At 46.5% G+C, this 26,001-nt stretch carries 18 protein-coding genes, 2 pseudogenes and 3 riboswitches; of the genes and pseudogenes, 16 read left to right on the plus strand and 4 right to left on the minus strand.

The features are described 5' to 3' along the window. Window position 1: 1 nt before the first annotated feature. The 4 genes from JNUCC1_RS11180 to JNUCC1_RS11195 all read left to right on the plus strand — a co-directional run bounded on the left by JNUCC1_RS11180 (window position 2) and on the right by JNUCC1_RS11195 (window position 7,137). Entirely contained in the window at window positions 2-1,267 is a 1,266-nt protein-coding gene (locus JNUCC1_RS11180) for a DUF58 domain-containing protein (protein WP_156645592.1), read from the plus strand. Then, window positions 1,264-3,555 carry a transglutaminase domain-containing protein gene (locus JNUCC1_RS11185; protein ID WP_156645593.1) on the plus strand — a complete coding sequence of 764 codons (2,292 nt, stop codon included), beginning with the start codon at window positions 1,264-1,266 and terminating at the stop codon, window positions 3,553-3,555. The genes JNUCC1_RS11180 and JNUCC1_RS11185 overlap by 4 nt, the downstream gene beginning before the upstream one ends. Before the next feature lie 43 nt (window positions 3,556-3,598). Next, window positions 3,599-3,700, plus strand: a riboswitch (purine riboswitch). A 149-nt stretch (window positions 3,701-3,849) separates the two neighbouring features. Then, window positions 3,850-5,385: a glutamine-hydrolyzing GMP synthase gene (guaA, locus tag JNUCC1_RS11190; RefSeq protein ID WP_156647089.1), complete on the plus strand. Its 1,536-nt coding sequence runs from the start codon at window positions 3,850-3,852 to the stop codon at window positions 5,383-5,385. A 118-nt stretch (window positions 5,386-5,503) separates the two neighbouring features. After that, window positions 5,504-5,603: riboswitch (purine riboswitch) on the plus strand. 199 nt (window positions 5,604-5,802) lie between these two features. After that, window positions 5,803-7,137 (plus strand): NCS2 family permease, encoded by a 1,335-nt coding sequence (locus JNUCC1_RS11195; protein WP_156645594.1) that lies wholly within the window; start codon window positions 5,803-5,805, stop codon window positions 7,135-7,137. Between the two features lie 51 nt (window positions 7,138-7,188). Here JNUCC1_RS11195 and JNUCC1_RS11200 read toward each other — a convergent pair whose 3' ends face one another. Genes JNUCC1_RS11200 through msrA form a run of 4 tightly spaced genes read right to left on the minus strand, consistent with a single transcriptional unit; the run spans window position 7,189 to window position 9,363 of the window. Continuing rightward, the gene (locus tag JNUCC1_RS11200; RefSeq protein ID WP_331713884.1) at window positions 7,189-8,013 is read right to left on the minus strand and encodes an MFS transporter; all 825 of its coding nucleotides are present in this window, start codon (window positions 8,011-8,013) and stop codon (window positions 7,189-7,191) included. Continuing rightward, window positions 7,914-8,351, minus strand: coding sequence for an MFS transporter (locus tag JNUCC1_RS19270; protein ID WP_331713758.1), 438 nt, complete (start codon window positions 8,349-8,351; stop codon window positions 7,914-7,916). Before JNUCC1_RS19270 ends, JNUCC1_RS11200 begins: the two co-directional genes overlap by 100 nt. A 30-nt stretch (window positions 8,352-8,381) precedes the next feature. Further along, window positions 8,382-8,867 carry a hypothetical protein gene (locus tag JNUCC1_RS11205; protein WP_197431800.1) on the minus strand — a complete coding sequence of 162 codons (486 nt, stop codon included), beginning with the start codon at window positions 8,865-8,867 and terminating at the stop codon, window positions 8,382-8,384. After that, the gene (gene msrA / locus JNUCC1_RS11210; protein ID WP_156645596.1) at window positions 8,836-9,363 is read right to left on the minus strand and encodes a peptide-methionine (S)-S-oxide reductase MsrA; all 528 of its coding nucleotides are present in this window, start codon (window positions 9,361-9,363) and stop codon (window positions 8,836-8,838) included. The genes JNUCC1_RS11205 and msrA overlap by 32 nt, the downstream gene beginning before the upstream one ends. Before the next feature lie 477 nt (window positions 9,364-9,840). Between msrA and JNUCC1_RS11215 the strand changes: the two genes are divergently transcribed. From JNUCC1_RS11215 to JNUCC1_RS11270, 12 genes and pseudogenes are all read left to right on the plus strand, one after another. Further along, complete coding sequence (locus tag JNUCC1_RS11215) at window positions 9,841-10,557, plus strand: MOSC domain-containing protein (RefSeq protein WP_331713759.1); 717 nt, start codon at window positions 9,841-9,843, stop codon at window positions 10,555-10,557. 64 nt (window positions 10,558-10,621) lie between these two features. Next, window positions 10,622-11,155: pseudogene (locus JNUCC1_RS11220) on the plus strand (DUF2179 domain-containing protein); the annotation flags it as partial. A 308-nt stretch (window positions 11,156-11,463) separates the two neighbouring features. Next, a riboswitch (purine riboswitch) is annotated at window positions 11,464-11,563 on the plus strand. Between the two features lie 121 nt (window positions 11,564-11,684). Next, window positions 11,685-12,176 carry a 5-(carboxyamino)imidazole ribonucleotide mutase gene (gene purE / locus JNUCC1_RS11225; protein ID WP_331713760.1) on the plus strand — a complete coding sequence of 164 codons (492 nt, stop codon included), beginning with the start codon at window positions 11,685-11,687 and terminating at the stop codon, window positions 12,174-12,176. Further along, window positions 12,163-13,293 (plus strand): 5-(carboxyamino)imidazole ribonucleotide synthase, encoded by a 1,131-nt coding sequence (gene purK / locus JNUCC1_RS11230; protein WP_156645599.1) that lies wholly within the window; start codon window positions 12,163-12,165, stop codon window positions 13,291-13,293. Before purE ends, purK begins: the two co-directional genes overlap by 14 nt. Further along, a complete protein-coding gene (gene purB / locus JNUCC1_RS11235) occupies window positions 13,290-14,591 on the plus strand; it encodes an adenylosuccinate lyase (RefSeq protein ID WP_156645600.1) in 1,302 nt (433 codons plus the stop codon). The genes purK and purB overlap by 4 nt, the downstream gene beginning before the upstream one ends. A 20-nt stretch (window positions 14,592-14,611) precedes the next feature. Continuing rightward, the gene (purL, locus tag JNUCC1_RS11240; protein WP_156645601.1) at window positions 14,612-16,831 is read left to right on the plus strand and encodes a phosphoribosylformylglycinamidine synthase subunit PurL; all 2,220 of its coding nucleotides are present in this window, start codon (window positions 14,612-14,614) and stop codon (window positions 16,829-16,831) included. Between the two features lie 22 nt (window positions 16,832-16,853). Continuing rightward, window positions 16,854-18,232 (plus strand): annotated as a pseudogene (purF, locus tag JNUCC1_RS11245) (amidophosphoribosyltransferase). 18 nt (window positions 18,233-18,250) lie between these two features. Then, a complete protein-coding gene (gene purM / locus JNUCC1_RS11250; RefSeq protein ID WP_156645602.1) occupies window positions 18,251-19,273 on the plus strand; it encodes a phosphoribosylformylglycinamidine cyclo-ligase in 1,023 nt (340 codons plus the stop codon). Then, entirely contained in the window at window positions 19,266-19,805 is a 540-nt protein-coding gene (gene purN, locus JNUCC1_RS11255; protein ID WP_156645603.1) for a phosphoribosylglycinamide formyltransferase, read from the plus strand. Before purM ends, purN begins: the two co-directional genes overlap by 8 nt. A 121-nt stretch (window positions 19,806-19,926) precedes the next feature. Further along, complete coding sequence (purH, locus tag JNUCC1_RS11260) at window positions 19,927-21,459, plus strand: bifunctional phosphoribosylaminoimidazolecarboxamide formyltransferase/IMP cyclohydrolase (RefSeq protein WP_156645604.1); 1,533 nt, start codon at window positions 19,927-19,929, stop codon at window positions 21,457-21,459. Window positions 21,460-22,174: 715 nt separating this feature from the next. Then, window positions 22,175-23,410 (plus strand): phosphoribosylamine--glycine ligase, encoded by a 1,236-nt coding sequence (purD, locus tag JNUCC1_RS11265; protein WP_156645605.1) that lies wholly within the window; start codon window positions 22,175-22,177, stop codon window positions 23,408-23,410. A gap of 843 nt (window positions 23,411-24,253) precedes the next feature. Next, window positions 24,254-25,993, plus strand: coding sequence for an adenine deaminase C-terminal domain-containing protein (locus tag JNUCC1_RS11270; protein WP_197431718.1), 1,740 nt, complete (start codon window positions 24,254-24,256; stop codon window positions 25,991-25,993). The last annotated feature ends 8 nt before the right edge of the window (window positions 25,994-26,001 follow it).

The following is a 26,001-nucleotide window of genomic DNA, read 5'->3' on the forward strand; positions in this document are numbered from 1 at the left end:
TATGGGCAGCATCGCTAAATTCATTGGCCAGTTGATTTTTATCGTCTTCTTATTCGCTGTCTTATTTTCTTATGCGATGTTTCAAGGCGGATTTGTGAGCTGGTTTTTGTTTTATGCTTTCTTGCCGATTATGTTGTATCATCTTGGGCTCCTTCTCTACCCGGTTAAAGGCTGGCGTGTCAAACGGGTTTTGACGCGGAAAACCCTTAAAACAGGAGGTCATATTCAAGTCACTATTGAATTGAAAAGAGGGTTGCCATATCCATTCTATTATTTAATCGTTGAGGATATACTTCCTGAAACGTTAACTAGACGTGATTCCCCGAAGCTTCGGTACCAAAGTTTCAACGACGCGAATGTTATTCATTACCGGGATTCCGTAAAACAGATTGTGTACCCTTGGTTTAAAAAGACGATATCCTGTACATATAATCTGAACGAATTGCCCAGAGGCGGACATGACCTCAGTGCGATTCGCATTCGCACAGGCGATGTTTTCGGATTTATAAAAAAGGAACATACCTTCAATGTCGAGGATGAATTGATCGTCCAGCCTGCATCTGTAAATGTGCGCATGATTGAACAGCGGAAAAGCCTTTCCCAGGGAGATGTCGCTGCGTCTGGGAGCAGTCTGAAGCAGACCAATGTGGTGACAGGCGTGCGTGAATATATGCCAGGGGATAAATTTTCCTGGATTGACTGGAAACAGACCGCCCGCAAAAACGACATTATGACAAAAGAGTTTGAACAGGAACAGAGTACGGAAACACTTATTATTTTAGATGGGACTCGGTACGACGAACAAAAAGCACCTGTTTTTGAGGCGGCGGTTGAGCTGACGTTGTCCCTCATGTTAGCCATGCGACAGCAAGCCTTACAGGTCGGCTTTTTATCATTGGGGAAAAAGGTACGCTTTTTTCCAGTCTTTCATGATCCGGCAAAGACAGATGCCATCGGAGAACACTTAACTCATATTCAGCCAAGCGATGCCAACGCGTTTGCGGTCAAACTGCGCGAACAGTTAGAACGACAGAAAACTGGGCTTGTCTCGATTATTGTCACTACTCACATCGATCTTGAAACGGTACAGCTTCTTAAACAAATGAAACAACAAGGCAGGCGCATGATCCTTATGTATATACAAGCATCAAATCTGATCTCTACTGAGGCCGGTGCAATGCTTCATCAACTCCGCACGTCTGGTGTGATTGTGAACGAACTGACTGAAAAGGAATTGAGTAAAAATAGGATTGAGGTGCGCACATGAGACGTGTACAGCAGCCTGACACACCAAACACATCAACTTTATATAGCATTGTCTTATATGCGTCAGCACTCCTTTTGTTTCTGGAGTGGATTTATCCTGTTAAGGAAGTCGCCGACCCGTTTAATCTTGACGTTTTTATCATCTATGCTGTCTTTTGCTTTTTTATATCCTGGGTTCGGCTGCATTGGCTGATTGCTTTTGGCCTTAAATTAGCAGGACTTGTGCTGGTCATTCACAGTTTATTCCTTGAGGCCATGCTGTTCACGCGTGATTGGTTTACCCAAGTGGGACTTGAGCTGAGTTTTAACATGGATCGGATGTTTGCGGCAGAATGGTTTGAACTGACCGCATTATTCCGCACGCTTTTATTCCTGTTGCTGATCTGGCTCATGAGCTATCTTTTGTATTATTGGTTTGTTACGGCCAAACGTCTGATGCTGTTTGTTGTCCTGACATTTGTTTATCTTGGGGTTTTGGATACCTTTACCGTTTATGACGGCGGTTATGCCATCATCCGCACATTTGTTGTTGCCTTCCTCGCACTTGGCGTATCCAATTTCATGAAAGAAGCCAAACATGAGTCGCTGTCACCTTCAAAAAAATCCTTTGCCTGGCAGCTGCCGATCGTTGCTGTCGTATTGCTGTCAGCCATGGTCGGGTATGCAGCGCCGAAGTTCGATCCACAATGGCCTGATCCTGTCCCATTCATCGAAAGCTACGCGAATAATCCAGGTGCTGGCGGATCAGGAACAACAGTCAAAAAAGTTGGGTATGGTGAAGATGATACCCGTCTCGGAGGCTCATTCGTGCAGGATGACACAGCTATATTCAGGGCCGCTGCCGAGGAAAAAGGCTATTGGCGTGTGGAAACCAAAAGCATTTACACGGGTAAAGGCTGGGAAAGCTTTCGTGAGACTGATTATTCCTTAACAGATAATGGAAAAGTCGACTTTGACATATTCAGTGACAGAGTAAAAACAGAGCGTTCGGCAATTGACGTTGACTTTTACTCTGACCAAGGTATTGGAAAACTGCCTTATCAATATGGCGCCACGCAGTTCCAGTACCCTATTTCAGCATCAAATCAAGCAGTAGATTACACATTTCTGCATGACGATATGACAGGCGCCGTTCAGCTTGAAAGAAATTCTGATCCGGTCAATAGACCTGAGTATGAAATGGTGATTGAGCGACCGATTTTCAACAGGGAGGCTTTAAGATCAGCTCCTGATGACGATCCGGAAGATATTATCAGACAGTATACCCAACTCCCGCCGTCACTTCCTGAGCGGGTCCACGAGCTTGCCGAAGAACTGACAACAGGTATTGACAATCGGTATGATAAAGCGAAAACGATCGAACAGTATTTTGGCAGATCGGGGTATGTTTACCAGATTCAAGGGGTTCCAGTTCCAGACACAAACGAGGATTATGTGGATCAGTTTCTATTTGAATCCCAGATTGGTTATTGCGACAATTATTCAACAACCATGGCTGTCATGCTCAGAACCCTCGACATCCCCACACGTTGGGTTAAAGGGTTTACACCTGGAGAAAAGATCGATGAAGGTGATTATCCTACTCAATGGCTAACTGGTGAGTATACAGATGAAAAATTTGCGCGTGGTGAGGGCGTCACAACTTTAGACATTTATGAGGTTAAAAGCTCAAACGCACATTCCTGGGTTGAAGTTTATTTTCCAAAATATGGGTGGGTTCCATTTGAACCGACTCAAGGCTTTTATAACCCAACAGATTTCGAGTTGACAACAAGCACGGAAGATGGAGAAATGGATGATCTGGATATCCCCGAACCTGATGAAGGCGAAGAACCTGAATTAGAGCCTACCGAAGAAGAATCCCAGGCTGCTGAAGACGAGGATGACAACTCTGAAACAGCAGGCGCAGAAAAGGGCGGATCATTTAATGGGTGGATTATAGCAGGAGGAATAGGCGCGGTAGTACTTGTCGCGGTCGTATTATTTTTAACAAGGTGGCGCTGGCGCACGGTTTATTACCAGATGAAAATGAAAAGGAAACCGTCACAAAATACGTTCCAACTAGCTTATCACCATTTACTGAAGGTGCTTGATCATAAAGGGCTTGCCAAACGGCCGGACCAGACATTGCGCGAATATGCGCTGCGGATCGATGACCGGTTTAATACACATTTAATGGGTGAATTGACAATACAGTATGAGCAAATGATCTACAGTCCGGACAAGAAAGAAAATGTATCTGAACTCACCGAAAGATGGCAATTATTGATGAAACAGATCGAGTCTTGACTAATCTGGCGTCATACGGGTAAAATAGGTTTATTCTAATTACGATTGAATATTTAACGCCGTTCGTATATCCTCGGTAATATGGACCGAAAGTTTCTACCGGGACACCTTAAACGTCCTGACTATGAAGGCGGATCGCCAGTTGGACAAAACCTATGTCGACCTGGAGATCTGCCTTTCTGCTGTCCACACAACACGTATGCACAGCAAAAAGCAGACTCCAGGTTTTTGTTTTGAGGATGAGGTATAGACGATTTATTAAAGGTTTGAACTTCAATATAAAGGAGCGAGATGATGGAGCAGCATGATATGATTTTGGTACTTGATTTTGGGAGTCAGTATAATCAGTTGATTACGCGACGGATTCGGGAGTTTGGGGTTTATAGTGAACTCCATTCTCACAAATTGACGGTTGAGGAGATCCACGCGATGCAGCCGAAAGGGATTATCCTCTCAGGTGGACCGCACAGTGTTTACGATGAGAACAGCTTCAGATGTGACCCGGCGATTTTCGACATGGATATTCCTGTCTTGGGCATTTGTTACGGCATGCAGCTGATGGCCGTTCATTTTAACGGGAAAGCTGAAAAATCGCAGCAACGGGAATATGGCAAGGCGCAGATTAATGTAGGCGGAGAGCCGACACTTTTCCAAAACCAGCCTGAGACGCAAACGGTTTGGATGAGCCATGGAGATAAGGTCGTGGAGGCGCCGGCATCGTTCCAAGTTGATGCAACAAGTCCTTCTACACCAATTGCTGCCATGAGTCATGAAAGCAAGCCATTATATGGTGTGCAGTTCCACCCAGAGGTGCGCCATACGGAATATGGCAATGATCTTCTGAAGAATTTTGTATTTAACGCATGTCAGTGCACGGATAACTGGACCATTGAGAATTTTATTGACCAAGAAGTGGATAAAATTCAGAAGCAAGTCGGTGACCGCAAAGTGCTTTGTGCTTTGAGTGGCGGTGTCGACTCTTCAGTCGTTGCGGCCCTTATTCACAAAGCGATTGGCGACCAGCTGACCTGCATTTTCGTTGATCACGGTCTTCTGAGAAAAAATGAAGCCGATGAAGTGATGCATACCTTTAAAGATGATTTTCATATGAATCTCATTAAAGTTGATGCACAAGCGCGCTTCCTTGATAAACTCAAAGGTGTCGACGATCCTGAAAAGAAACGTAAAATCATCGGTAATGAATTCATCTATGTATTTGACGACGAGGCAGCCAAACTCACAGAGATTGACTTTCTCGCCCAGGGTACGCTATACACAGATGTGATTGAAAGCGGGACAGATACCGCTCAGACGATCAAGTCGCATCATAATGTCGGCGGTCTCCCAGAAGATATGCAATTTGATTTGATCGAGCCATTGAATACGTTATTCAAGGATGAAGTTCGTGAACTTGGCACTCAACTGGGCCTCCCAGATACGATCGTTTGGCGCCAGCCGTTCCCAGGTCCAGGTCTTGCCATTCGGGTTCTTGGAGAGGTGACAGAGGAAAAACTTGAAATCGTCCGCGAATCCGATGCGATTTTGCGTGAAGAAATTGCCAATGCCGGTCTTGAGCGTGATATTTGGCAATATTTCACTGTGCTCCCGAACATTCGCAGTGTCGGGGTCATGGGCGATACCCGGACATACGATTACACCATTGGAATCCGTGCGGTCACATCGATCGACGGCATGACCTCGGACTGGGCGCGTATTCCATGGGATGTTCTTGAAAAAATCTCCACACGGATCGTCAACGATGTCGATCATATTAACCGCGTTGTGTACGATGTGACGAGCAAGCCACCAGCAACAATTGAGTGGGAGTAAGATAGTAACACACGAACAATAGTAACTTTTTTATATTTATTGTTCGGAAATAGGTTGTTTTTCTCCTTGGATCGTAGTAAAATACGACTATGCTTCAGAAAAAAACATTTTGTTGATCGTTTGACAATGTTATAGAGTGCGTATAATTCTGGGAATATGGCCCAAAGTCTCTACCGGACACCGTAAATGATCCGACTACGCAGGCAAGCAGGAACGCGTGATGATGAAGGTTATGTCTTCATCGTTTTCGCCGACTGCCTAGCCTTGCGCTGATTGTAGAGCATCCCGGGCCGGGGTGCTCTTTTTATATGCATTTCGTTCTTGTCTCAGATAGCGGTTGGCGATATTGCTCACATATTCTGAAGTTCATATACCAGCGATCTTATATTTTAAACATCATACTAGGGAGGAAACATCATGAAGAAATATTTTCGCTTCGAAGAACTAGGCACCAATTACCGTACAGAGTTTATGGCCGGGATGACAACATTTCTAGCCATGGCATATATTTTATTTGTGAACCCGTCTGTTCTGGGACTCATGGATGTTGAGACTTTGCCTGAGGGTGTGACCCGGATGGATCCGGATGCCATATTTGTCGCAACCGCAGTCGCAGCAGCAGTCGGATCGCTGTTTATGGGACTAATCGCCAAATATCCAATCGTTCTTGCGCCTGGTATGGGATTGAATGCTTTCTTTGCTTATACAGTTGTGCTTGGCTATGGCATCCCATGGGAAACAGCACTTGCAGGCGTCCTTGCTTCAGGTCTTATTTTTATCGTACTTACGCTGACAGGACTACGGGAAAAGGTGATCAATGCCATTCCGCCGAATTTGAAAATGGCAGTTGGCGCCGGAATTGGGTTATATATTGCATTTATCGGTTTTCAAAACGCTGGCATCATTGTGGAAGACCCAAACACACTTGTTGGTCTCGGCAACTTGGGCACACCGACCGTGCTCTTGGCAATTTTCGGTATCGTCATTTCAGTCATAATGCTGACGCTTGGCATCAAGGGCGGTATATTTTACGGGATGATTTTAACCGCACTGGCTGGCATTGTCGTTGGGTTGATTGATCCCCCGACAGGCTTGAACGGCATTGTGAGTTCCGTACCAAGTGTCGCACCGACTTTCGGACAGGCCTTTCTTCATTTCGGTGACATTTTTACGTTGGAAATGCTTGTCGTAATCCTAACGTTTTTGTTTGTGGACTTTTTTGACACAGCCGGAACCCTTGTAGCAGTAGCGACTCAAGCTGGTCTAATGAAAGAAAACAAATTGCCACGCGCTGGCAAGGCGCTGTTTGCAGACTCTGCAGCCACTGTTGCCGGTTCCATTGTCGGCACGTCCACAACGACAGCTTACATTGAATCTACTGCAGGCGTTGGCGCAGGGGGCCGGACAGGCTTTACCTCTGTGGTCGCAGCGGGATTCTTCCTGCTTGCATTATTTTTCTCACCGCTTCTCAGTGTTGTAACATCCGAAGTGACAGCTCCTGCTCTGATCATCGTCGGTGTTCTCATGTCGAGTGCCTTGAAAAATATTGCCTGGGATGAATTCGAAACAGCAGTTCCGGCGTTTTTGACCATCGTCATGATGCCGCTCAGCTATAGCATTGCCACCGGGATCGCGATCGGTTTCATTTTTTATCCGATCACAATGCTGCTCAAAGGCCGTGTAAAAGAGATTCATCCGGTTATGTACGTGTTGTTTGTGATATTTGTACTTTACTTTATATTCCTGAGCTAGACTAAAAAGCGGTGCTCCCTAACTGTTCAGTCAGGGAGCACCGCTTTTTATTCAATTATTTGGAGCTTCTTTTCCCCAAGGTAGAAGGTGGTAGATGGTCAGGGCGATTGTGCCGATCAATGCCAGCCAGCCCATACCTTTATACAGAGTCGCAGCTTCAAAAGCATCAATCACCGCACCACCGACAAGAGATCCGATGATACCACTGATTCCAAAGAACACGGAATAGTAAACGAGATGGCCGGTAGATTGCAGGAGTCTTGGGACTAAGCGGCTGATGTAATCAAAGGCAGCGAGATAAAAGACAGCAAATGTTAACCCGTGCAAGAATTGTAAGCCAATGATCGACATCGGGCTATCTGCCGCAGCAAATAAAAACCAGCGCAGACTGTAAAACACCCCTGAAATGATAACAAACACGAGCGGATGGTATTTGCGGAACCACCATCCTGCAGTTGCGAAAATAGCAGCTTCACTGATCACGCTCACAAACCAGGATAAGCCGACAAGTTCCTCACCCCCGCCGAGCTGATCAATGTATAATCCGATGAAACTGTCATTGGCCCGGTGGGTAATCGTCAGCATCATCATAAACAGCAAAAATAAAATAAACGGTGTATTTGTGAGCAGCTGCTTTACATCTTTGAGGTGCACCGGCTCTGACTCAACCTTTACATCAGTCAAGCGGAAGGTGATGATCAAGGCAATGACACCAAAAAATAAATATGGCCAAAGCATGTAAGTGATATCTGTTCGTCTGAGGAATTCCCCAACGATCAAAGAAGATGTGGCAAATCCGATCGATCCCCACGTGCGAATGGTTCCAAATGACACACCGAGATCATGTGCCCGGCGCTGGGCCAGGCTATCACCCAGCCCCCAATCGGAGAGGTGAAAAAATAAAAGACAGCGCCCATGATCAGAATCGCCAAGAGGCCATTCATCTGGAAAAATACAATACTGCTGAAAATCAGACCCACAACACAGATCAGCAGCATGCGTTTAACCGTCTTATATTTATCACTCATATAGCCCCAGAACGGCTGAGAAAAAATTGAAGCAAGCGGTCCAACCGCAAGCACCCAGCCAATTTCAGTAGGATTCAGTCCCTTAGCTTTCAAATATAATGGCAAAAAGCTGATAATGATGGTGTTCGTCGCATGAAAACTGAACAACAGCATCTTCAGCGGTGTTAATGAATCTTGTTTTGACAACGTATTCTCTCCCTGTAAACTGCTAATTTATTATATGTAAGAAATGCGTCCGAGCGCCGATATTTCGGTTTGAGCGCTGATATATTGACGTGAGCGCCGATATTTCGGTTTGAGCGCTGATATATTGACATGAGCGCCGATATTTCGGTTTGAGCGCTGATATATTGACATGAGCGCCGATATATTGGTTTGAGCGCTGATATATTCACGTAAGCGCCGATATTTTGATCTGAGCGCTGATATATTCACGTGAGCGCCGATATATTGGTTTGAGCGCTGATATATTGACATGAGCGCCGATATATTGGTTTGAGCGCTGATATATTGACATGAGCGCCGATATTTCGGTTTGAGCGCTGATATATTCACGTGAGCGCCGATATATAGATCTAAACACTGATAAAACAACTCGAGCGCCGCTGTTTTGCTAAACAGAAGTTGCTTTTTAATTGTAAATCTCACTCCAGATTCGAGCATCCTTCTTTCACTCGCCCCAGGCGCTCTGAATAAATTCATCTCGGCCAGACTTTTTACGATCCTTTTTATATGCTTCAGGATTTGTCTTATAAAAATTTTGATGCTCTGATTCAGCCGGGTAAAAAGTTTCCGCGGGCAGAACTTGTGTAACAATCGGCTTCGTAAACCGTCCACTTTGCTCAAGTGCCGCTTTTGAGGCCAATGCCTGTGCCTTCTGTTCGTTATCATGATAAAAGATCGCTGTCCGGTAAGAATCGCCACGGTCCTGAAATTGTCCACCGTCATCGGTTGGGTCAATTTGTTTCCAGTAGAGGTCCAAGATGGTTTCGTAATTGATCAAATCTGGATCAAAAGTGATTTCCACCGCTTCAAAATGTCCACTTGTACCAGACTTCACATCTTTATAAGTTGGATTGTCCAAGTGTCCTCCAGTATATCCTGAAACAACTTTATGAACCCCGTCCCATTGGTCAAACGGTTTAACCATGCACCAAAAGCAACCCCCAGCAAATGTAGCTTTTTTCAAATCAGCCATTAAAATCCCCTCCCAAAAGGATGAATTCATTACTTATTTCGTTTAAAATTAGTGTAGAATAGTATCCAAGTCTGTTCATACAAATGAAACATACACACAATATCCGTAAACTGCGAACCAAAAAACATAGTAGGTCAAAACCCATCTATGTATATAAGAGCACCGTGATTTCCGCTGCGGGAAGTCTCTTTAACTTTATGACAGCTCAAGTGCGACATCTGTTCAAGAAGTGCACTTTTACAGTGTCTTCTAGCCGCGGGCACGGCCTCAGCCTCCTCGCGGAAAGCGAAGTGTTTTCCCCTAGCGGTTGCTAGAAGCAGTCATTCCAAGTCTTCTCGAGTTCGCAGTTTATATCAAGAGTTTCTTAAAAACGACATGTAACAGACACAACGTTTCATGTGCTTCAACAAGCCGTGCCATGCAAGCAAGGCACGTGCCAGCTGCTTTTAACTATAACATAATTATATTGTAGGTGACATGATGGAGAAACCATTAATCAATAAACTGTTTATCGGAAAAGTAAAAGAGTTAGGCAAGCCGGATGCAACTGATAAAATGGACCGTCCTTGGAAAACAGGCATGTTCAAGCATGCCGTCAGCGCCCCTGTGTACCTAGGTGATACGGGCTTTAATGGTGATGAAGTAGCTGATACAAAAAACCACGGCGGACCCGAGAAGGCTGTATTTGCCTATCCCGCATTTCATTACTCCTATTGGCGGGAAGAATTGGGGTTGAGTAAGGAAGAAATCGGTCCGGGCTCTATGGGAGAGAACTTTTCCATGGAAAACATGGATGAAACGTCAGTCTGTATTGGAGATACCTACCGGTGTGGTGATGCTCTTATCCAGGTGTCACAGCCGCGTCGCCCTTGCTGGAAACCCGCGAGACGACATCGCGTTATTGATTTCGCCCTTCGTATTCAGAACTCGGGAAGGACCGGGTGGTACTACCGGGTGATTCAAACTGGAACTGTTGAGCCCGGGACAACGCTTACGCTTGAAGAACGTCCTTATCCTGAGTGGACCATTGAAGCTTGCAACACGATTATGTACAAGGGAAAAAGAGATCTGGAACAAACCCGGGCTCTCGCTGACTGTGAGTTGCTGGCTCCAAACTGGAAACGCACACTCAGCAAGCGTCTGAAAGGAATGGAATCTTCCAGTGAAAAAAGGGTGTACGGACCTAACCGTTAGGGGAAAATTATAAGGAGACACTGCATACACATATATAAACGGACACACGAAAGGATTGATCTTTTTGCTGGAGAACGCTTATGTCATGGTCGCGATTATCCTCGTGATCAATATCGTCTATGTATCTTTTTCGACGATCCGCATGATCTTAACACTGAAGGGGCGCCGCTATCTCGCTGCTTTGATCAGTATGGTCGAGATGGTTGTGTATGTGGTTGGGCTCGGTCTTGTCTTGGACAACCTCGACCAAATCCAGAACGTCATCGCTTATGCGGTTGGTTTTGGGATCGGTGTGATTGTGGGAACAAAAATTGAAGAGAAATTGGCCCTGGGTTATATAACGGTCAATGTCATTTCATCAGACCCGAACATTGAATTCACCCGTAAACTCCGGGACAAAGGCTACGGGGTGACAAGCTGGTTTGCTTACGGCATGGACGGAGATCGTCTTGCGATGCAAATTCTTACCCCGCGAAAGTATGAGCTTAAATTGTATGAAACGATTAAAAACATTGATCCAAAAGCTTTCATTATTTCATATGAACCGAAACAGATTCATGGTGGCTTCTGGGTGAAACAGGTACGTAAAGGGCGTTTGTTTAACCCTAAGAAAGCCAAACCATCTCAATCTGACATACCGCCATATAGTGCTGCACCAGGGGTGGCGTCTCCGGAAACTCATCCAACTCAACCTGTGCAGACGCCTGCGGGAGATGACACACCTTATAATCAAACCACTGGGCATGGTGAAAACATACAAAACTCAAATGATCAGCCTGATAACAAGCGTGATTAACAGCAAAACACGAACAATAAAATATTTTATTCATTTTAAGTTCGTTTTTTGTTGAAAATCCTGTTTTTTTCTGTTAGGCTAAACTTAGAAAAAAGCACGACGTCCAATTACTGCAAATTAATTAGTTGCCTCATATATTTTCGGGGATATGGCCTGAAAGTTTCTACCCGGCACCGTAAATGCCGGACTATGAGGGAAGATGTTCAAAAATGGAGATGCTTGGTCCATAACGGACAGGTCTTCAGATTGAGTCTATTCATCTTCTCTCATATAAGAGGGAGACGAATAGACTTTTTTAATGCTCAAACTACACATAGAAAGAGGGATTTATGTGAAACAGATTGGTGTCATTATGGGAAGCATTTCAGATTGGGAAACGATGGCACATACGTGCAACACCCTGGACGAGCTTGGCATATCCTATGAAAAAGAAGTCATTTCCGCACATAGAACGCCCGACGATATGTTTGAGTACGCAAAAACTGCTAAGGAGCGCGGTTTAAAGCTCATCATTGCCGGGGCGGGGGGCGCGGCGCATCTGCCCGGAATGGTCGCCTCACAAACATCACTCCCTGTTATAGGTGTACCGATTCAATCCAAAGCTTTGAACGGCATGGACTCCCTTTTGTCTATTGTCCAAATGCCTGGGGGTGTTCCCACTGCAACGATGGCTATTGGCAAAGCAGGAGCGATCAATGCGGCGCTGTTTGCTGGAAGAATGCTTGGTGCATTTGATGAAGAAATCTCTGGAAATCTCAATAAATATCAAGCAAAACTAACAAAAAAAGTATCAGAAATGAGGGACGAACTTGCAGACCAATAAAATCATTCAACCACCACAAACGATTGGCATCATTGGCGGCGGCCAGCTCGGACGCATGATGGCCCTCGCTGTTAAATATATGGGATACAGAGTCATGGTTCTTGACCCTATGCCTGACTGCCCGACCGCCCAAGTAGCTGATGAACATATTACCGCAGCTTACGATGACATGAACGGGATTAAGACATTGGTAGCCAACAGCAATGTCGTGACCTATGAATTTGAAAATGTTGATCTTGAAGCAGCAAGTTATATAGAAGAAACCGGCAAATTGCCCCAAGGGTCAGAGGCTCTCGCGATCACACAAAACAGGGAAAAAGAGAAGCAACTGATGACCTCTCTCAACCTGCCAGTGCCGGAGTTTGCGATTGTTCATAACGCTGAAGAATGCCGTGGAGCACTTAAGACATTCACTTTTCCAGCCGTGATCAAAACGTGCAGCGGCGGTTATGACGGCAAAGGTCAGTTGAAATTGACCGGTCCAGATGATACTGAAGCAGCTGCTGAGTTTGCCGAGAAAAATGGCCACTGCATTATCGAACGCTGGCTCTCTTTTGACAAAGAAATCTCGACGGTGTTTACACGAAGCAAGAATGGGGATATACAATTTTTCCCGATTGCAGAAAATGAACACCGGGACCATATTTTATACAAAACAACAGCACCGGCAGCTGTGAGTGACCATGTTGCTGAAAAAGCAAAGGCCGCAGCCAAGCAGATTGCCGAACGTATGAACATTGTCGGTACATTTGCGATTGAAATGTTTGTCTCAGGTGAAGATATTCACATTAACGAAATGGCGCCACGGCCGCATAATTCCGGGCATTACACGATTGAAGCATGCAACATTTCTCAGTTTGGCCAACATATCCGCGCGATTTGCGGATTGCCGCTCATGAATGTTCAGCTCCTGCAGCCCTCTGTCATGATCAATGTGCTGGGTGATACATTGAAAGCTGCTGAAACAAGCATGACCACGATGCCATATGGCTTTTTCCATCTGTACGGTAAAGTGTCTGTCAGGCCAAAGCGGAAAATGGGGCATATTACATTTATAGCGGAGACACAAGAAATGCTCCAAGAACAAATCAGTATGCTTGAGGAGGCCATTCAATGATTGATCGGTATACCCGCCCTGAGATGGGGGCGATTTGGGAAGAGGACAACAAATACAAAGCTTGGCTGGAAGTGGAAGTCCTTGCCTGTGAAGCATGGGCCGAACTGGGCGAAATACCTGCCGAAGACGTGAAAGCCATTCGGAAAAATGCTCAGTTTAATGTGGAGCGCATACAGGAAATTGAGGCAGAAACCCGCCATGATGTCGTTGCCTTTACCCGGGCTGTTTCTGAGTCGCTCGGAGAAGAACGCAAATGGGTGCATTACGGCTTGACCTCGACAGATGTGGTTGACACAGCACTGTCTTACCAGTTGAAACAGGCGAACACCATTTTACGCAAAGATTTAGAACGGCTCTTGGATGTTTTGGCCCGTAAAGCTGTTGAACATAAACATACGGTCATGATGGGGCGGACCCACGGCGTACACGGAGAGCCAACCACATTTGGCATGAAACTTGCTCTTTGGTACGAAGAAGTGAAACGTCAGCTGGAAAGGTTTGAACTGGCGGCAGATCACATTGAATTCGGCAAGCTTTCAGGAGCTGTCGGCACATATGCTAATATCGACCCGTTTGTCGAGCAGTATGTGTGTGAACATCTCGGTTTAAAACCTGCCCCTGTCTCGACACAGACATTGCAGCGGGATCGCCATGCTTTTTACATCTCAACACTTGCCTTGATCGCCGGCACAATTGAAAAAATGGCAGTGGAAGTTCGCCACCTGCAGCGGACAGAGGTACGGGAAGCTGAGGAGTTTTTTGCAAAAGGACAGAAAGGTTCTTCAGCGATGCCTCATAAACGGAACCCGATTGGGTCGGAAAACATGGCTGGCATGGCCCGTGTTCTCCGCGGCCATATGATCACAGCACATGAAAACATCGCACTCTGGCATGAGCGGGATATCTCCCATTCATCTGCAGAGCGGATTATTTTGCCGGATACAACAATTGGACTCAATTACATGCTCAACCGGTTTACGCGCATCATTGATCAGCTCACTGTTTTTCCGGAACGCATGCTGGAAAATGTCAATATGACGCATGGGGTCATCTTTTCTCAGCGTGTCTTGCTCACCTTGATTGACAAAGGCATGGCCCGTGAAACGGCTTATGACATTGTTCAGCCGAAAGCCATGGAAGCCTGGGAAAAGGGTGTTTCGTTTAAAACACTGATTGAACAAGACCCAGCTGTACAAGCTCAGCTGTCACAGGAAGCGATTGATGACTGCTTTGATGTGACATACCATTTGAAAAATGTGGATGCCATTTTTGAACGTATTGGCCTCGCCGACAAATAACACATTGGGGGAAATCTGATATGACTGAACACCTTTTTCCGACACCTGAAACAATCGAACAGGACAAGCTTTACCTTGAAATGGGGCTTTCTGATGACGAATACCAAATGGTCAAAGACATTCTGAAGCGCCGTCCCAACTACACAGAGACTGGTTTATTTTCCGTTATGTGGTCCGAACATTGCAGCTACAAGACATCCAAACCGCTCTTGAAAAAGTTCCCTACTGAGGGCTCACACGTCCTACAGGGACCTGGAGAAGGTGCCGGAGTTGTTGATATTGGCGATAACCAGGCGATTGTCTTTAAAATCGAAAGCCATAATCACCCGTCAGCCGTTGAACCGTTTGAAGCAGCTGCGACGGGTGTGGGCGGTATTGCACGAGATGTCTTTTCCATGGGAGCCCGCCCAATTGCTGCCTTAAATTCGCTGCGGTTCGGAGAGCTGGAATCTGAACGCACGAAAGAATTGTTTACGGAAGTGGTGCGCGGCATCGCTCATTACGGCAACACGCTTGAAGTTCCGACGGTTGGCGGAGAAATTCAATTCGACGCCTGTTATGAAGAGAATCCTCTTGTCAATGCGATGGTGGTTGGTCTGCTTGAGCATAACGAGATGCAAAAGGGTGTCGCTGACGGCGTCGGCAACACGGTCATTTATGCCGGTGGTGCCACAGGACGTGACGGAATTCATGGGGCGACATTTGCGTCCGATGATTTAGCCGAGGATTCAGAAGAAAGCAGCTCAGCCGTTGCGATTGGCGATCCAGAACTGGAAAAACATCTGATTGAAGCGTGTCTCGAAGCCATCCATTCTGATGCGCTCATCGGCATGCAGGATATGGGAGCGGCCGGACTCACGTCTTCTGCCAGTGAAATGGCCAGTAAATCCGGAACAGGCATTGAAATGCAGCTTGATCACGTACCACAGAAAGATACGGATATGAATGCTTATGAGCTGATGCTTTCTGAGTCTCAGGAGCGGATGCTGCTTGTTGTGAAAGAAGGCCGTGAAAAAGAAATCATTGATCTGTTTAATAAGCATGGAATCGAAGCCGTTACAGTCGGAAAAGTGATTGAAGAGCAGTCATTCCGTCTTGTGCATCACGGTGAAGTGGTGGCAGACGTGCCGGTCGATGCCCTTGCAGAGGATGCACCTGTCTATCATTTGCCTGCAAAACAAGCTGCTTATTACGAGGAATTTCAAAAGATGGATGTCGCAGTTCCAGAAGTGAACGACGCCAGCGACATGCTGAAAAAGTTGCTCCAGCAGCCAACAATTGCATCTAAAGAGTGGGCATACAGCCAGTACGATGCGTTTGCCCGAGGCAATACAGAAGTGGGTCCTGGATCTGATGCCGGTGTTGTTAAGATTCCGGGTTATGACAAGGCAATTGCGATGACTACAGATTGCAACGGCCGCTATATTTACCTTGATCCGGAAGCAGGCGGCAAAATTGCTGTCTCAGAAGCGGCTCGAAATCTCGTGGCTTCAGGTGCCAGACCTCTTGCATTGACAGATGGCCTTAATTACGGAAATCCTACCAATCCGGAAGTCTTTTGGCAGATGGAACAAAGCATTGACGGGATCAGTGCGGCTTGTCTTGCTCTGGAAACTCCTGTCATCAGCGGGAATGTATCACTTTATAATCAGTCAAACGGCGCTGCAATTCACCCGACGCCCATAATCGGCATGGTTGGTCTTTATGAATCATTAGATCATATCACCCCGAGTCATTTTCAGGCTGCCGGAGATCTGATTTATGTAATAGGCGAAACAAAAGCGGAATTCGGTGGAAGTGAACTGCAGAAGATTGTAGACGGGGCGTATACCGGGCAGGCACCAAGCATTGATTTGGCAGTAGAAAAAACAAGGCAAACACTCCTTTTGCAAGCCATTCAAAATGGCCTCGTTGCTTCTAGTCACGATATTTCAGAAGGCGGACTTGGTGTTGCCTTGGCAGAAAGTGTGTTTTCAGATAAAGGGCTTGGGTTTGATGTTGCACTCAAAGGTGATCCGGTTGTTCAACTGTTCAGTGAAAGTCAGTCACGTTTCATTGTCAGCGTGAAACCAGAGCATCAAGAAGCCTTTGAGAACGGTATGGAAGACGCTGTGAACATCGGACGTGTTACAGATGATGGTCAGGTAAACGTCAGCGTAAATGGTGAACCGCACATCAATGAATCTGCAGAAACACTCAGTACGCTTTGGAAAAATGCCATTCCAGCAAAACTGAAATAAATTAAAAAGCGAGGCATGAACAATGTTTGGAATCTGGGGACACGAGAAAGCAGCAGAACTCACGTATTACGGCATGCATGCCATGCAGCACCGGGGACAGGACGGAGCGGGTATTGCTGTCAGTGATAAGAAAACGATCAGATTGCACAAAGATACAGGCCTGGTCAATGACATCTTTGACCGCCCGCAGCTTGAGCGGTTGCCTGGTGAGCGTGCAATTGGTCATATCCATTATGTGACCCACAGTGACACCGGGTATGAGAATGTTCAGCCTCATTTGTTTCATTCACATACCGGCAACATGGCTCTTGGTCATATCGGCAATATCATGAATTCGGATGAACTGCGGAGTGAGCTTGAGTGTGAAGGCAGTATTTTTCAAACCAAGTCAGACACAGAATTGCTTGCACATCTGATTAAACGGAATGGACAAGAACTCTCTGAAGAAACGGTCATATCGGCCCTTAAAAAAATGACCGGCGCCTACGCTTTTACAATTTTGACCGATGACAGAATGTATGTGGCGCTTGATCCTCATGGCATCCGACCCTTATCAATTGGACGGATCGGATCTGCCTATGTGGTTGCATCTGAAACGTGTTCGTTTGATTTGATCGGGGCGACTTTCGAACGGGAAGTCCTGCCGGGTGAGCTGATTACCATTACAGATGAAGGCATGACATCGGTCCGATTTGCCCTTAGGGAAAAACGGGCTTTATGTGGGATGGAATATGTTTATTTTTCCCGACCGGACAGTGATTTGAACCATGTGAATGTGCACGCATCGAGAAAACGCATGGGCATTGAACTAGCAAGGGAAGCCTCGGTAGAAGCAGACGTTGTGACAGGCGTTCCGGATTCCTCGATCTCAGCAGCCATTGGATATGCTGAAGAGGCTGGTCTGCCGTATGAAATGGGTTTGATTAAAAACCGTTATGTCGGACGGACGTTCATTAAACCGTCTCAAGAGTTAAGAGAGCAGGGCGTCAAGATGAAATTGTCCCCGGTCAGAGGCATTGTCGCCGGCAAACGTGTGATCATGATCGACGATTCCATTGTCAGAGGCACAACTTCCAGGCGGATCGTCCGAATGCTTAAAGAAGCCGGTGCGACAGAAGTCCATGTTCGAATCGCCTCACCCCCGTTACAAACCCGTGTTATTACGGAATTGATATGTCAACGAGGGAAGAACTGATTGCAGCGAACCAAACGGTCGAGGACATTGGGAAAGAAATCGGTGCAGACAGCATTGCTTACTTATCACCTGAAGGATTGGAGAAAGCCATTGTTAAGGATAAAACCATTCATCAGGGGATCTGCAAGGCGTGTTTTACAGGCAATTATCCGGTCACAACAGACACACTGGAACATTCTGCCGGCAATGAAAGCCGGACTAATTAGGGGAAAAGGTGGAGACAGATGGCAGACTTATATAAAGAAGCCGGTGTCGATGTACACAAAGGCTATGAAGCAGTCGAACGGATGAAAAAGCATATTGCCCGCACCAATCGTCCGGAAGTGATTGGAGACGTAGGTGCATTTGCCGGTCTTTTCAATATCGCATCGTTTAAATACGAGGAACCTGTTCTCGTATCTGGAACGGACGGTGTCGGCACAAAGCTGAAGCTCGCTTTTCAGTTGGACAAGCATGACACCATTGGCATTGACCTTGTGGCCATGTGTGTGAATGACATCGTCGCCCAAGGTGCTGATCCATTGTTTTTCCTTGACTACATTGCGTGCGGAAAGAACAATCCAGATATGATCGAACAAATCGTGTCTGGTGTTTCAGAAGGATGTGTACAGTCTGGTGCAGCTTTAATAGGCGGCGAGACGGCTGAAATGCCGGGAATGTATGACGAGGACACATATGACTTGGCGGGGTTTGCGGTCGGTATTGCAGATCGAAAAGCCCTCATTACAGGTGAAACAATTGCTCCCGGCGATACGATCATTGGTCTTGCCTCAAGCGGGATCCACTCAAACGGCTATTCGCTCGTCCGAAAGCTGGTTGAGGGTCTGGATCTGGACAAGCAGTACGATGGACTTGATCAAACGCTTGACCAAGAACTCCTCACGCCAACAAAATTATATGCTAAACCCATTGCTGCTTTGAAACAGGCCGTTACAATCAAAGGCATTGCCCATATTACCGGCGGCGGTTTTTATGAAAATCTCCCACGGATGATGCCAGAGGGAATGGGTGCTGAAATCAAACGTAACAGCTGGGAGATCCCTGGAATCTTTAACTTCCTGCAAAAACAAGGCGACGTGAGCGATGAAAATATGTTTGGCGTCTTTAATATGGGGATCGGGATGGCAATTGTCGTGGATGCAGCGGATAAAGATCAGGCATTGGAAGTCCTGCGGCAAAATGAGGAAACTGCATGTGTTTTGGGCACTGTCAGTCAAACGGAAGGCGTGGCTTTTATCGATGGCTAATGTAAGAGCAGCCGTATTTGCTTCTGGAACAGGCAGTAATTTTCAAGCCATTGCAGCATGTCCTGACCTTGCTTGTGACGTGGCTTTGCTCGTCTGCGATCGGCCTGGAGCCGGCGTGATTGATTTGGCTAAGAAGCTTGGCGTTCCGGCGTTTGTCATCAATCGTGACGATTTTGTCTCAAAGACAGATTTTGAAAAAGCAATATTAAGAGAGCTGGAAGTGTATAAGATTGATTGGGTGTTTCTGGCAGGCTATATGCGCCTGATCGGATCGGTTTTACTTGATGAATGGGAAGGACGGATCGTGAATATTCATCCGTCTTTATTGCCGGCTTTTCCGGGGAAAGATGGGATAGGAGATGCTTTCCGAGCAGGAGCCGCGGAGACAGGCGTAACCATTCATTATGTCGACAGCGGGATGGACACCGGAGAAATCATTGCTCAAGAGAAGGTTCCCATCTTGCCTGAGGATACAGAGGTCACGTTAAAACAACGCATCCAGCAAGTGGAACATCGCCTTTATCCCGAGTAATCAATCAGCTTGTCGGTGGGCTGCGGTAGACAGAGAACATTGCGCTCCAACATCAAACACGCCTGCTCTTTTGAGTCGGGCATACATAATCTAACCATATTCTTTCCAAGGAGTTGACATAATGAGAAAACGTGCATTGATGAGTGTTTCTGATAAAACGGGACTGGCCCCTTTTGCATCAGAACTCGCAGATCTCGGCTATGAAATTGTATCAACAGGCGGCACATTGCGGACACTGCTAGACGCAGGTATTCCTGCCGTTCAGGTCGCGGATATCACAGGCTTCCCGGAAATTCTTGACGGACGTGTCAAAACACTTCATCCCTATATTCATGGCGGATTGCTTGCCAAACAAGATGACGAGAATCATATGGCACAGTTGAACGAAGGCGGAATTGAACCCTTTCAACTTGTCTGCGTGAATCTGTATCCGTTTAAAGAAACGCTGCAGCAATCTGAAGCTACCAGTGATGAGATGATCGAGCAAATCGACATCGGTGGTCCGGCTATGTTAAGGGCTTCGGCTAAAAACTTCGCCAGCTTGACTGTCGTTGTGGATCCTGCTGATTATGATCAGGTGCTTGAACATCTTAAAAATAGTCCTGCCGACCTTGAGACACGGAAACGCCTAGCAGCAAAAGTTTTCAGTCATACGGCACACTATGACGCTATGATTGCGGGCTATTTCAACGATCAGATCGGCAATGCATTTCCGGAGACGCTCACCGTGACATATGAAAAGTCGAGTACACTCAGATATGGTGAAAACCCGCACCAGGCAGCAGCTTTTTATCAAACACCGATAGCACCTGAAAACAGCCTAGCACGTGCCAATCAGTTGAATGGCAAAGCACTTTCCTACAACAACATCCAGGACGCAGATGCCGCACTCGCCATGCTTCGTGAATATGAGGTGCCGGCAGCGGTTGCTGTGAAACATATGAATCCATGCGGAATTGGGTGTGGGGACGACTTAAATGAAGCGTTTGAAAAAGCATATAACAGTGACCCTGTCTCAATTTTTGGGGGAATTGTCGCTGTTAATCGTGAAGTCACTGCCGACCTCGCTGATCAGCTGTCTAAGATCTTCTTGGAAATAGTGATTGCGCCTCAGTTTACAGATGAAGCGCTGGCGATTTTAACGCAGAAAAAGAACATCCGGCTTTTAGAATTACCAATGACTGAACATGAGGAAAGGGAACACCTCTTAAAAAGTGTTACCGGTGGACTACTTGTTCAAGATGCAGATCAGCAACCCTTCAGCCGGGACGATGCGGTTTGTGTAACAGATCGACAGCCGACTGAAGCAGAATGGGAAGATTTGATGTTTGCTTGGAAAGCAGTCAAGCATGTGAAGTCTAATGCGATCGTGCTGGCGAAAGATGGTCAGACTATCGGAATTGGAGCAGGTCAGATGAACCGGGTCGGAGCGGCCAAGATTGCGCTTGAACAAGCAGAGGAGAAGGCTGAAGGCGCTGTAATGGGCTCAGATGCATTTTTTCCGATGCCCGATACGGTGGAAACAGCCGCCGCAGCTGGGATTACAGCCATCATTCAACCAGGTGGGTCCAAGCGCGACCAGGACTCCATCGACGCCTGTAACACCCATGACATTGCTATGATCCACACCGGCATGCGTCATTTTAAACATTAAATTCTATCTATGTCATCTTAGTTGATACAAACTGCGAACTAATGAAAACTTGAATGACTGCTTCTGGCAACTAACCATAATGAGAGTATCGTGATTTGCGCTGCGGGAAGTCGCTTTAACTTTATCACAGCTCAAGTGCGACATCTGTTCAAGAAACCCACTTTCACAGTGTCTTCTAGCCGCGGGCACGGCCTCAGCCTCCTTGCCCCGGCAAGGGGTATGTCGACGTTGCCCGCAAAGGGCGGTTTTAGTCGACCCTCCTTAATGTACTCGCTGTGGGGTCTTCGGACTCGTGCTGTTCCCGCAGGAGTCGACTTCCCTCCGCTCCAATCACTCTATGTAATTCAGAGGCTTGGACGGTTCTACTCACATAAGAGTTAGAGAATAACCTCTCATATCCAGCTCGGGGAAAACACGGAGACTCCCGTGGGAGCAAAAGCCTAGATGAGACCCCACAGCGCGCAGTAGGGGAAGGAAGGCTAAAACCGCGACGTCCTGTCGCAACGCCTTCATGACCCACATCCTGTGGGCCCGAGGCTCATCAGCGCCCACTGGACGCGGAGTGTTTTCCCCGAGCGGTTGCCAGTGGCAGCCATAAAATTCCAAATTAGATCTAACTAATTAGTTCGCAGTTTACGGAAACGGTGTCTTAGTAGATACCAACGGAGATATATAAGAAGAAAATCATTCATTTTTTAAAAAAGGGGTTGGTCTGATGAATGTACTTGTGATTGGTAAGGGGGGCAGGGAGCATGCGCTGGTTCAGAAGCTGTCGGAAAGTCCAATGGTGGATGAACTTTATGCTGCCCCGGGAAATGCAGGCATAACAGAAGCGACGTGTGTGGATATCGTTGAAACGGATATTGATGGCTTGATCGCTCTAGTCCATAGCAAAGACATCGGTATGACCATTGTGGGCCCCGAAGCCCCGCTTGAACTGGGAATTGCTGACCGGTTTCACGAAGCAGGATTGAAGGTATTTGCCCCAACCCAAAAAGCGGCACTTCTGGAAGGCAGCAAGAGCTATGCCAAAGCGTTCATGCAGCGCCATGAAATTCCCTCAGCAGCTTATGCGACATTTTCAGACCCTGAAGCAGCAAAGGATTATATTCAAGCACAAGGTGTCCCAATTGTCGTGAAAGCGGACGGACTTGCAGCGGGAAAAGGCGTTGTTGTGGCTGAAACGACCGAAGAAGCCATTGAGGCCGTTGATGATATGCTGGTCAACAAACGGTTTGCTGATGCTGGTGCCACTGTCGTCATCGAAGAATTTATGGAAGGGAAAGAGTTTTCTTTGATGGCCTTTGTAAATGGCAAGGACGTTTATCCAATGATCACAGCCCGTGACCACAAGCGCGCCTACAACCAGGATAAAGGCCCAAACACTGGAGGTATGGGCGGCTATGCACCTGTTCCAGATGTGAGTGCTGAAGATCTGACATTCAGCTATGAACACATCCTGCAAAAAACGGCTGACGGACTCATTGCGGAAGGCCGCTCTTTCACGGGTGTTTTGTACGCCGGTCTCATGATGACTCAAGAAGGTCCGAAAGTCATTGAGTTTAACACACGTTTCGGCGATCCCGAAACACAAATCATTTTGCCGCTTATGAAAAATGATTTGTTGCAGGTCTTTGAAGATGTGTTGGCTGGAAAAGATCCTGAACTTGAGTGGGAAGATCAAGCTTCTGTTGGGGTGGTTCTTGCTGCAAACGGTTATCCAGAAGCATACAAAAAAGGCATGCCAATCCCGCAAATCAATGGTAATGTCTATACAGCCTATGCCGGGGTTGCTGGGACAGACGAGCAGCTTGTGGCAAACGGCGGGCGCGTTCTTCTCGTTGGAGCCAAAAACGATACTGCTCCAGAAGCCGCAAAAACCGTGTACCAAGCACTCAAACAAATTGATAACAACACAGACTACTTTTACCGAACTGACATTGGTTTATAGAAATTGAAATATAGAGAGATCCAGTCCATTACACGACAGGATCTCTTTTTTCTTAGGCTTTTTGTATAGATTGTTGCTATTGATTAACACACAGTATCCGTAGACTGCGAACTAAGTGAGGACGTTATGACTGTTATGACTGCCTCGCCCCACCGATCTCCGGGAAAACACTGTGCTTTCCATGGGCGCTGCTGAGCCTCCTCGCGCTGCGCGCTGTGGGGTCTCACCGAGGCTTTTGCTCCCATAGGAGTCTCCGTGTTTTCCCGGAGCTCGGTGAAAATAAGTATTATACATTTTAATTTAGCACGTAATTTTCCATTATAAAAATTAGGTGTATTTAAAGCGAAAAAGTTATACTGCAGGAACGAGACGCAATGTTAAGGCTTGGACAGGACTGATTGAGAGAGTGTAATGGTTCAAATGCAATTATGTACAGAGCCGTCCAAGCCATAAAATTAAATAGGGTGATTGAAGCGAAGGACACTCGACTCCTGCGGGAATAGCATGAGTCCGAAGACCCCGCAGTGAGCGGTCTTTGCGAACGAGGAGGCTGAGGCCATGCCCGCGGAAAGCGAACTGTCCGTAGCGGAAATCACCCTACGCTTGTCACGCACATTGACTTGTCTTTTCACTTAACAGCCAGAACGAGTTTTCTCTACGTCGCTGTTTGTGTCTACTGTTTAATAAGGGTTTACTGTGAAATTTTAAAAATAAGGGAGATCCTGCTTATCAATTTTTTTGTATGCGATGTCATAAAAAAGTCACTTTCATGCTGAAAAGGTTTACCGTATTAAAGTTAAACTGTGGTAGAATAGTGTAAATTACTTTTTGGAGAGTTGCTTTATGTTGGAAAAAAACTTTCACTGGCGCAATACTGAAATGCGTAAACATGTGGCAGTTGTGGACGGGAAACGTGCTCCGTCATTGGTTTTGAAAGATGCTGTATACTTAAACGCGTATACAAAAAAATGGACGGAAGCGCATATATGGATTGATGGGGATCGGATTATTTATGTTGGAAGCGAATGGCCGGCAAACACAGACGGAACAGAAATTGTGGACTGTACAGACCAATACCTCGTGCCAGGCTATGTAGAACCGCACGCACATCCTTTTCAGCTTTATAATCCAGAGACGCTCGCACGTCAAGCGGCCGCTTATGGGACAACGACACTTGTCAACGACAACCTTATGTGGCATTTTTTATTAAATAAAAAGAAAGCGTTTTCCCTATTGGACGCATTCCAGAGTCTGCCTGTATCAATGTACTGGTGGGCTCGATTGGACTCGCAGACTGCTCTGCAGGACGAAGAATCCTTGTTTAATACGAAAGACATTTTGTCATGGCTTGCACATCCTGCTGTCATTCAGGGTGGCGAACTGACAGCTTGGCCGAGTCTTCTGGATGGGGACGATATTTTATTATACTGGATACAGGAAGCGAAACGGAAAGGCAAGCCTGTCGAAGGTCATTTAGCCGGGGCTTCAGAAAAGACATTGACGAAAATGAAACTGCTGGGCGTGGATGGTGAGCATGAAGCGATATCAGGAGAGGATGTCTTCAAACGTTTGGAGCTTGGGTACAATGTTGGTATGCGCTATTCATCCATCAGGCCGGATCTGCCGCAAATACTGGAGGAGCTGCTGGCCAAGGGGCTGACCAATTTTGAAAATACGACGATGACTACAGATGGATCTACACCGAATTTTTATGAGCAAGGTCTTATGAATATTTGTATTGATATTGCCATCCAGAAGGGTGTGCCGGTTGAAGAAGCGTATCAGATGGCGACGTTCAATCCGGCCCGGCATTTTGGGTTGCATGATCAAATTGGCAGCATTACCCCGGGAAGGATTGCCCACATCAATTTCTTGGAGGCGAAAGACAATCCGCATCCGAAGCGTGTTTTAGCGAAAGGCAAATGGGTGGCAGAAGACGGTGTTTTCCTGAAAGAACGACAGATCGATTGGGAGCAGCATGGTCTGGGCCCTGCCGAACTGAGTTGGGATATTGATGAAAGTGATCTGCAATTTTCGATTCCGGTGGGATTGAAAATGCTGAACGATGTGATCATTGAACCGTATGCAATTGAAGTGGATGTATCGCTGGAACAGCTTCCGATCAACAATGATGATGCATTTCTTGTACTGCTCGACAAACATGGGGAGTGGCGTGTGAATACAACCATTAAAGGCTTTACAAAAGAGCTTGGGGCAATTGTGAGCTCTTACTCGACAACGGGCGATATCGTTTTGATCGGGAAGAATAAACAAGACATGCGGACAGCTTTTCAGCGTATGAAGGCACTTGGAGGTGGCATTGTCGCCGTGCATAACGGCGATATTTTAACAGAAATGCCCCTTACGCTCGGTGGTGCGATGTACAACGGCAGCATGGCTGATTTAATTGCTAAAGAAAAGGAACTGCGTGAGATATTGGTTCAACACGGTTATCCATTTTCAGATCCGATCTACAGCATTCTGTTCTTGTCTTCCACCCACCTGCCTTATATTCGGATCACTCAGCAGGGCATTATTGATGTAAAAAAACGGGAAGTCCTCTTCCCAGCCATCATGAGATAGCGTATAGT

It is taken from the genome of Lentibacillus sp. JNUCC-1 (genome assembly GCF_009741735.1).
Taxonomy (GTDB): Bacteria; Bacillota; Bacilli; order Bacillales; family Amphibacillaceae; genus Lentibacillus_B.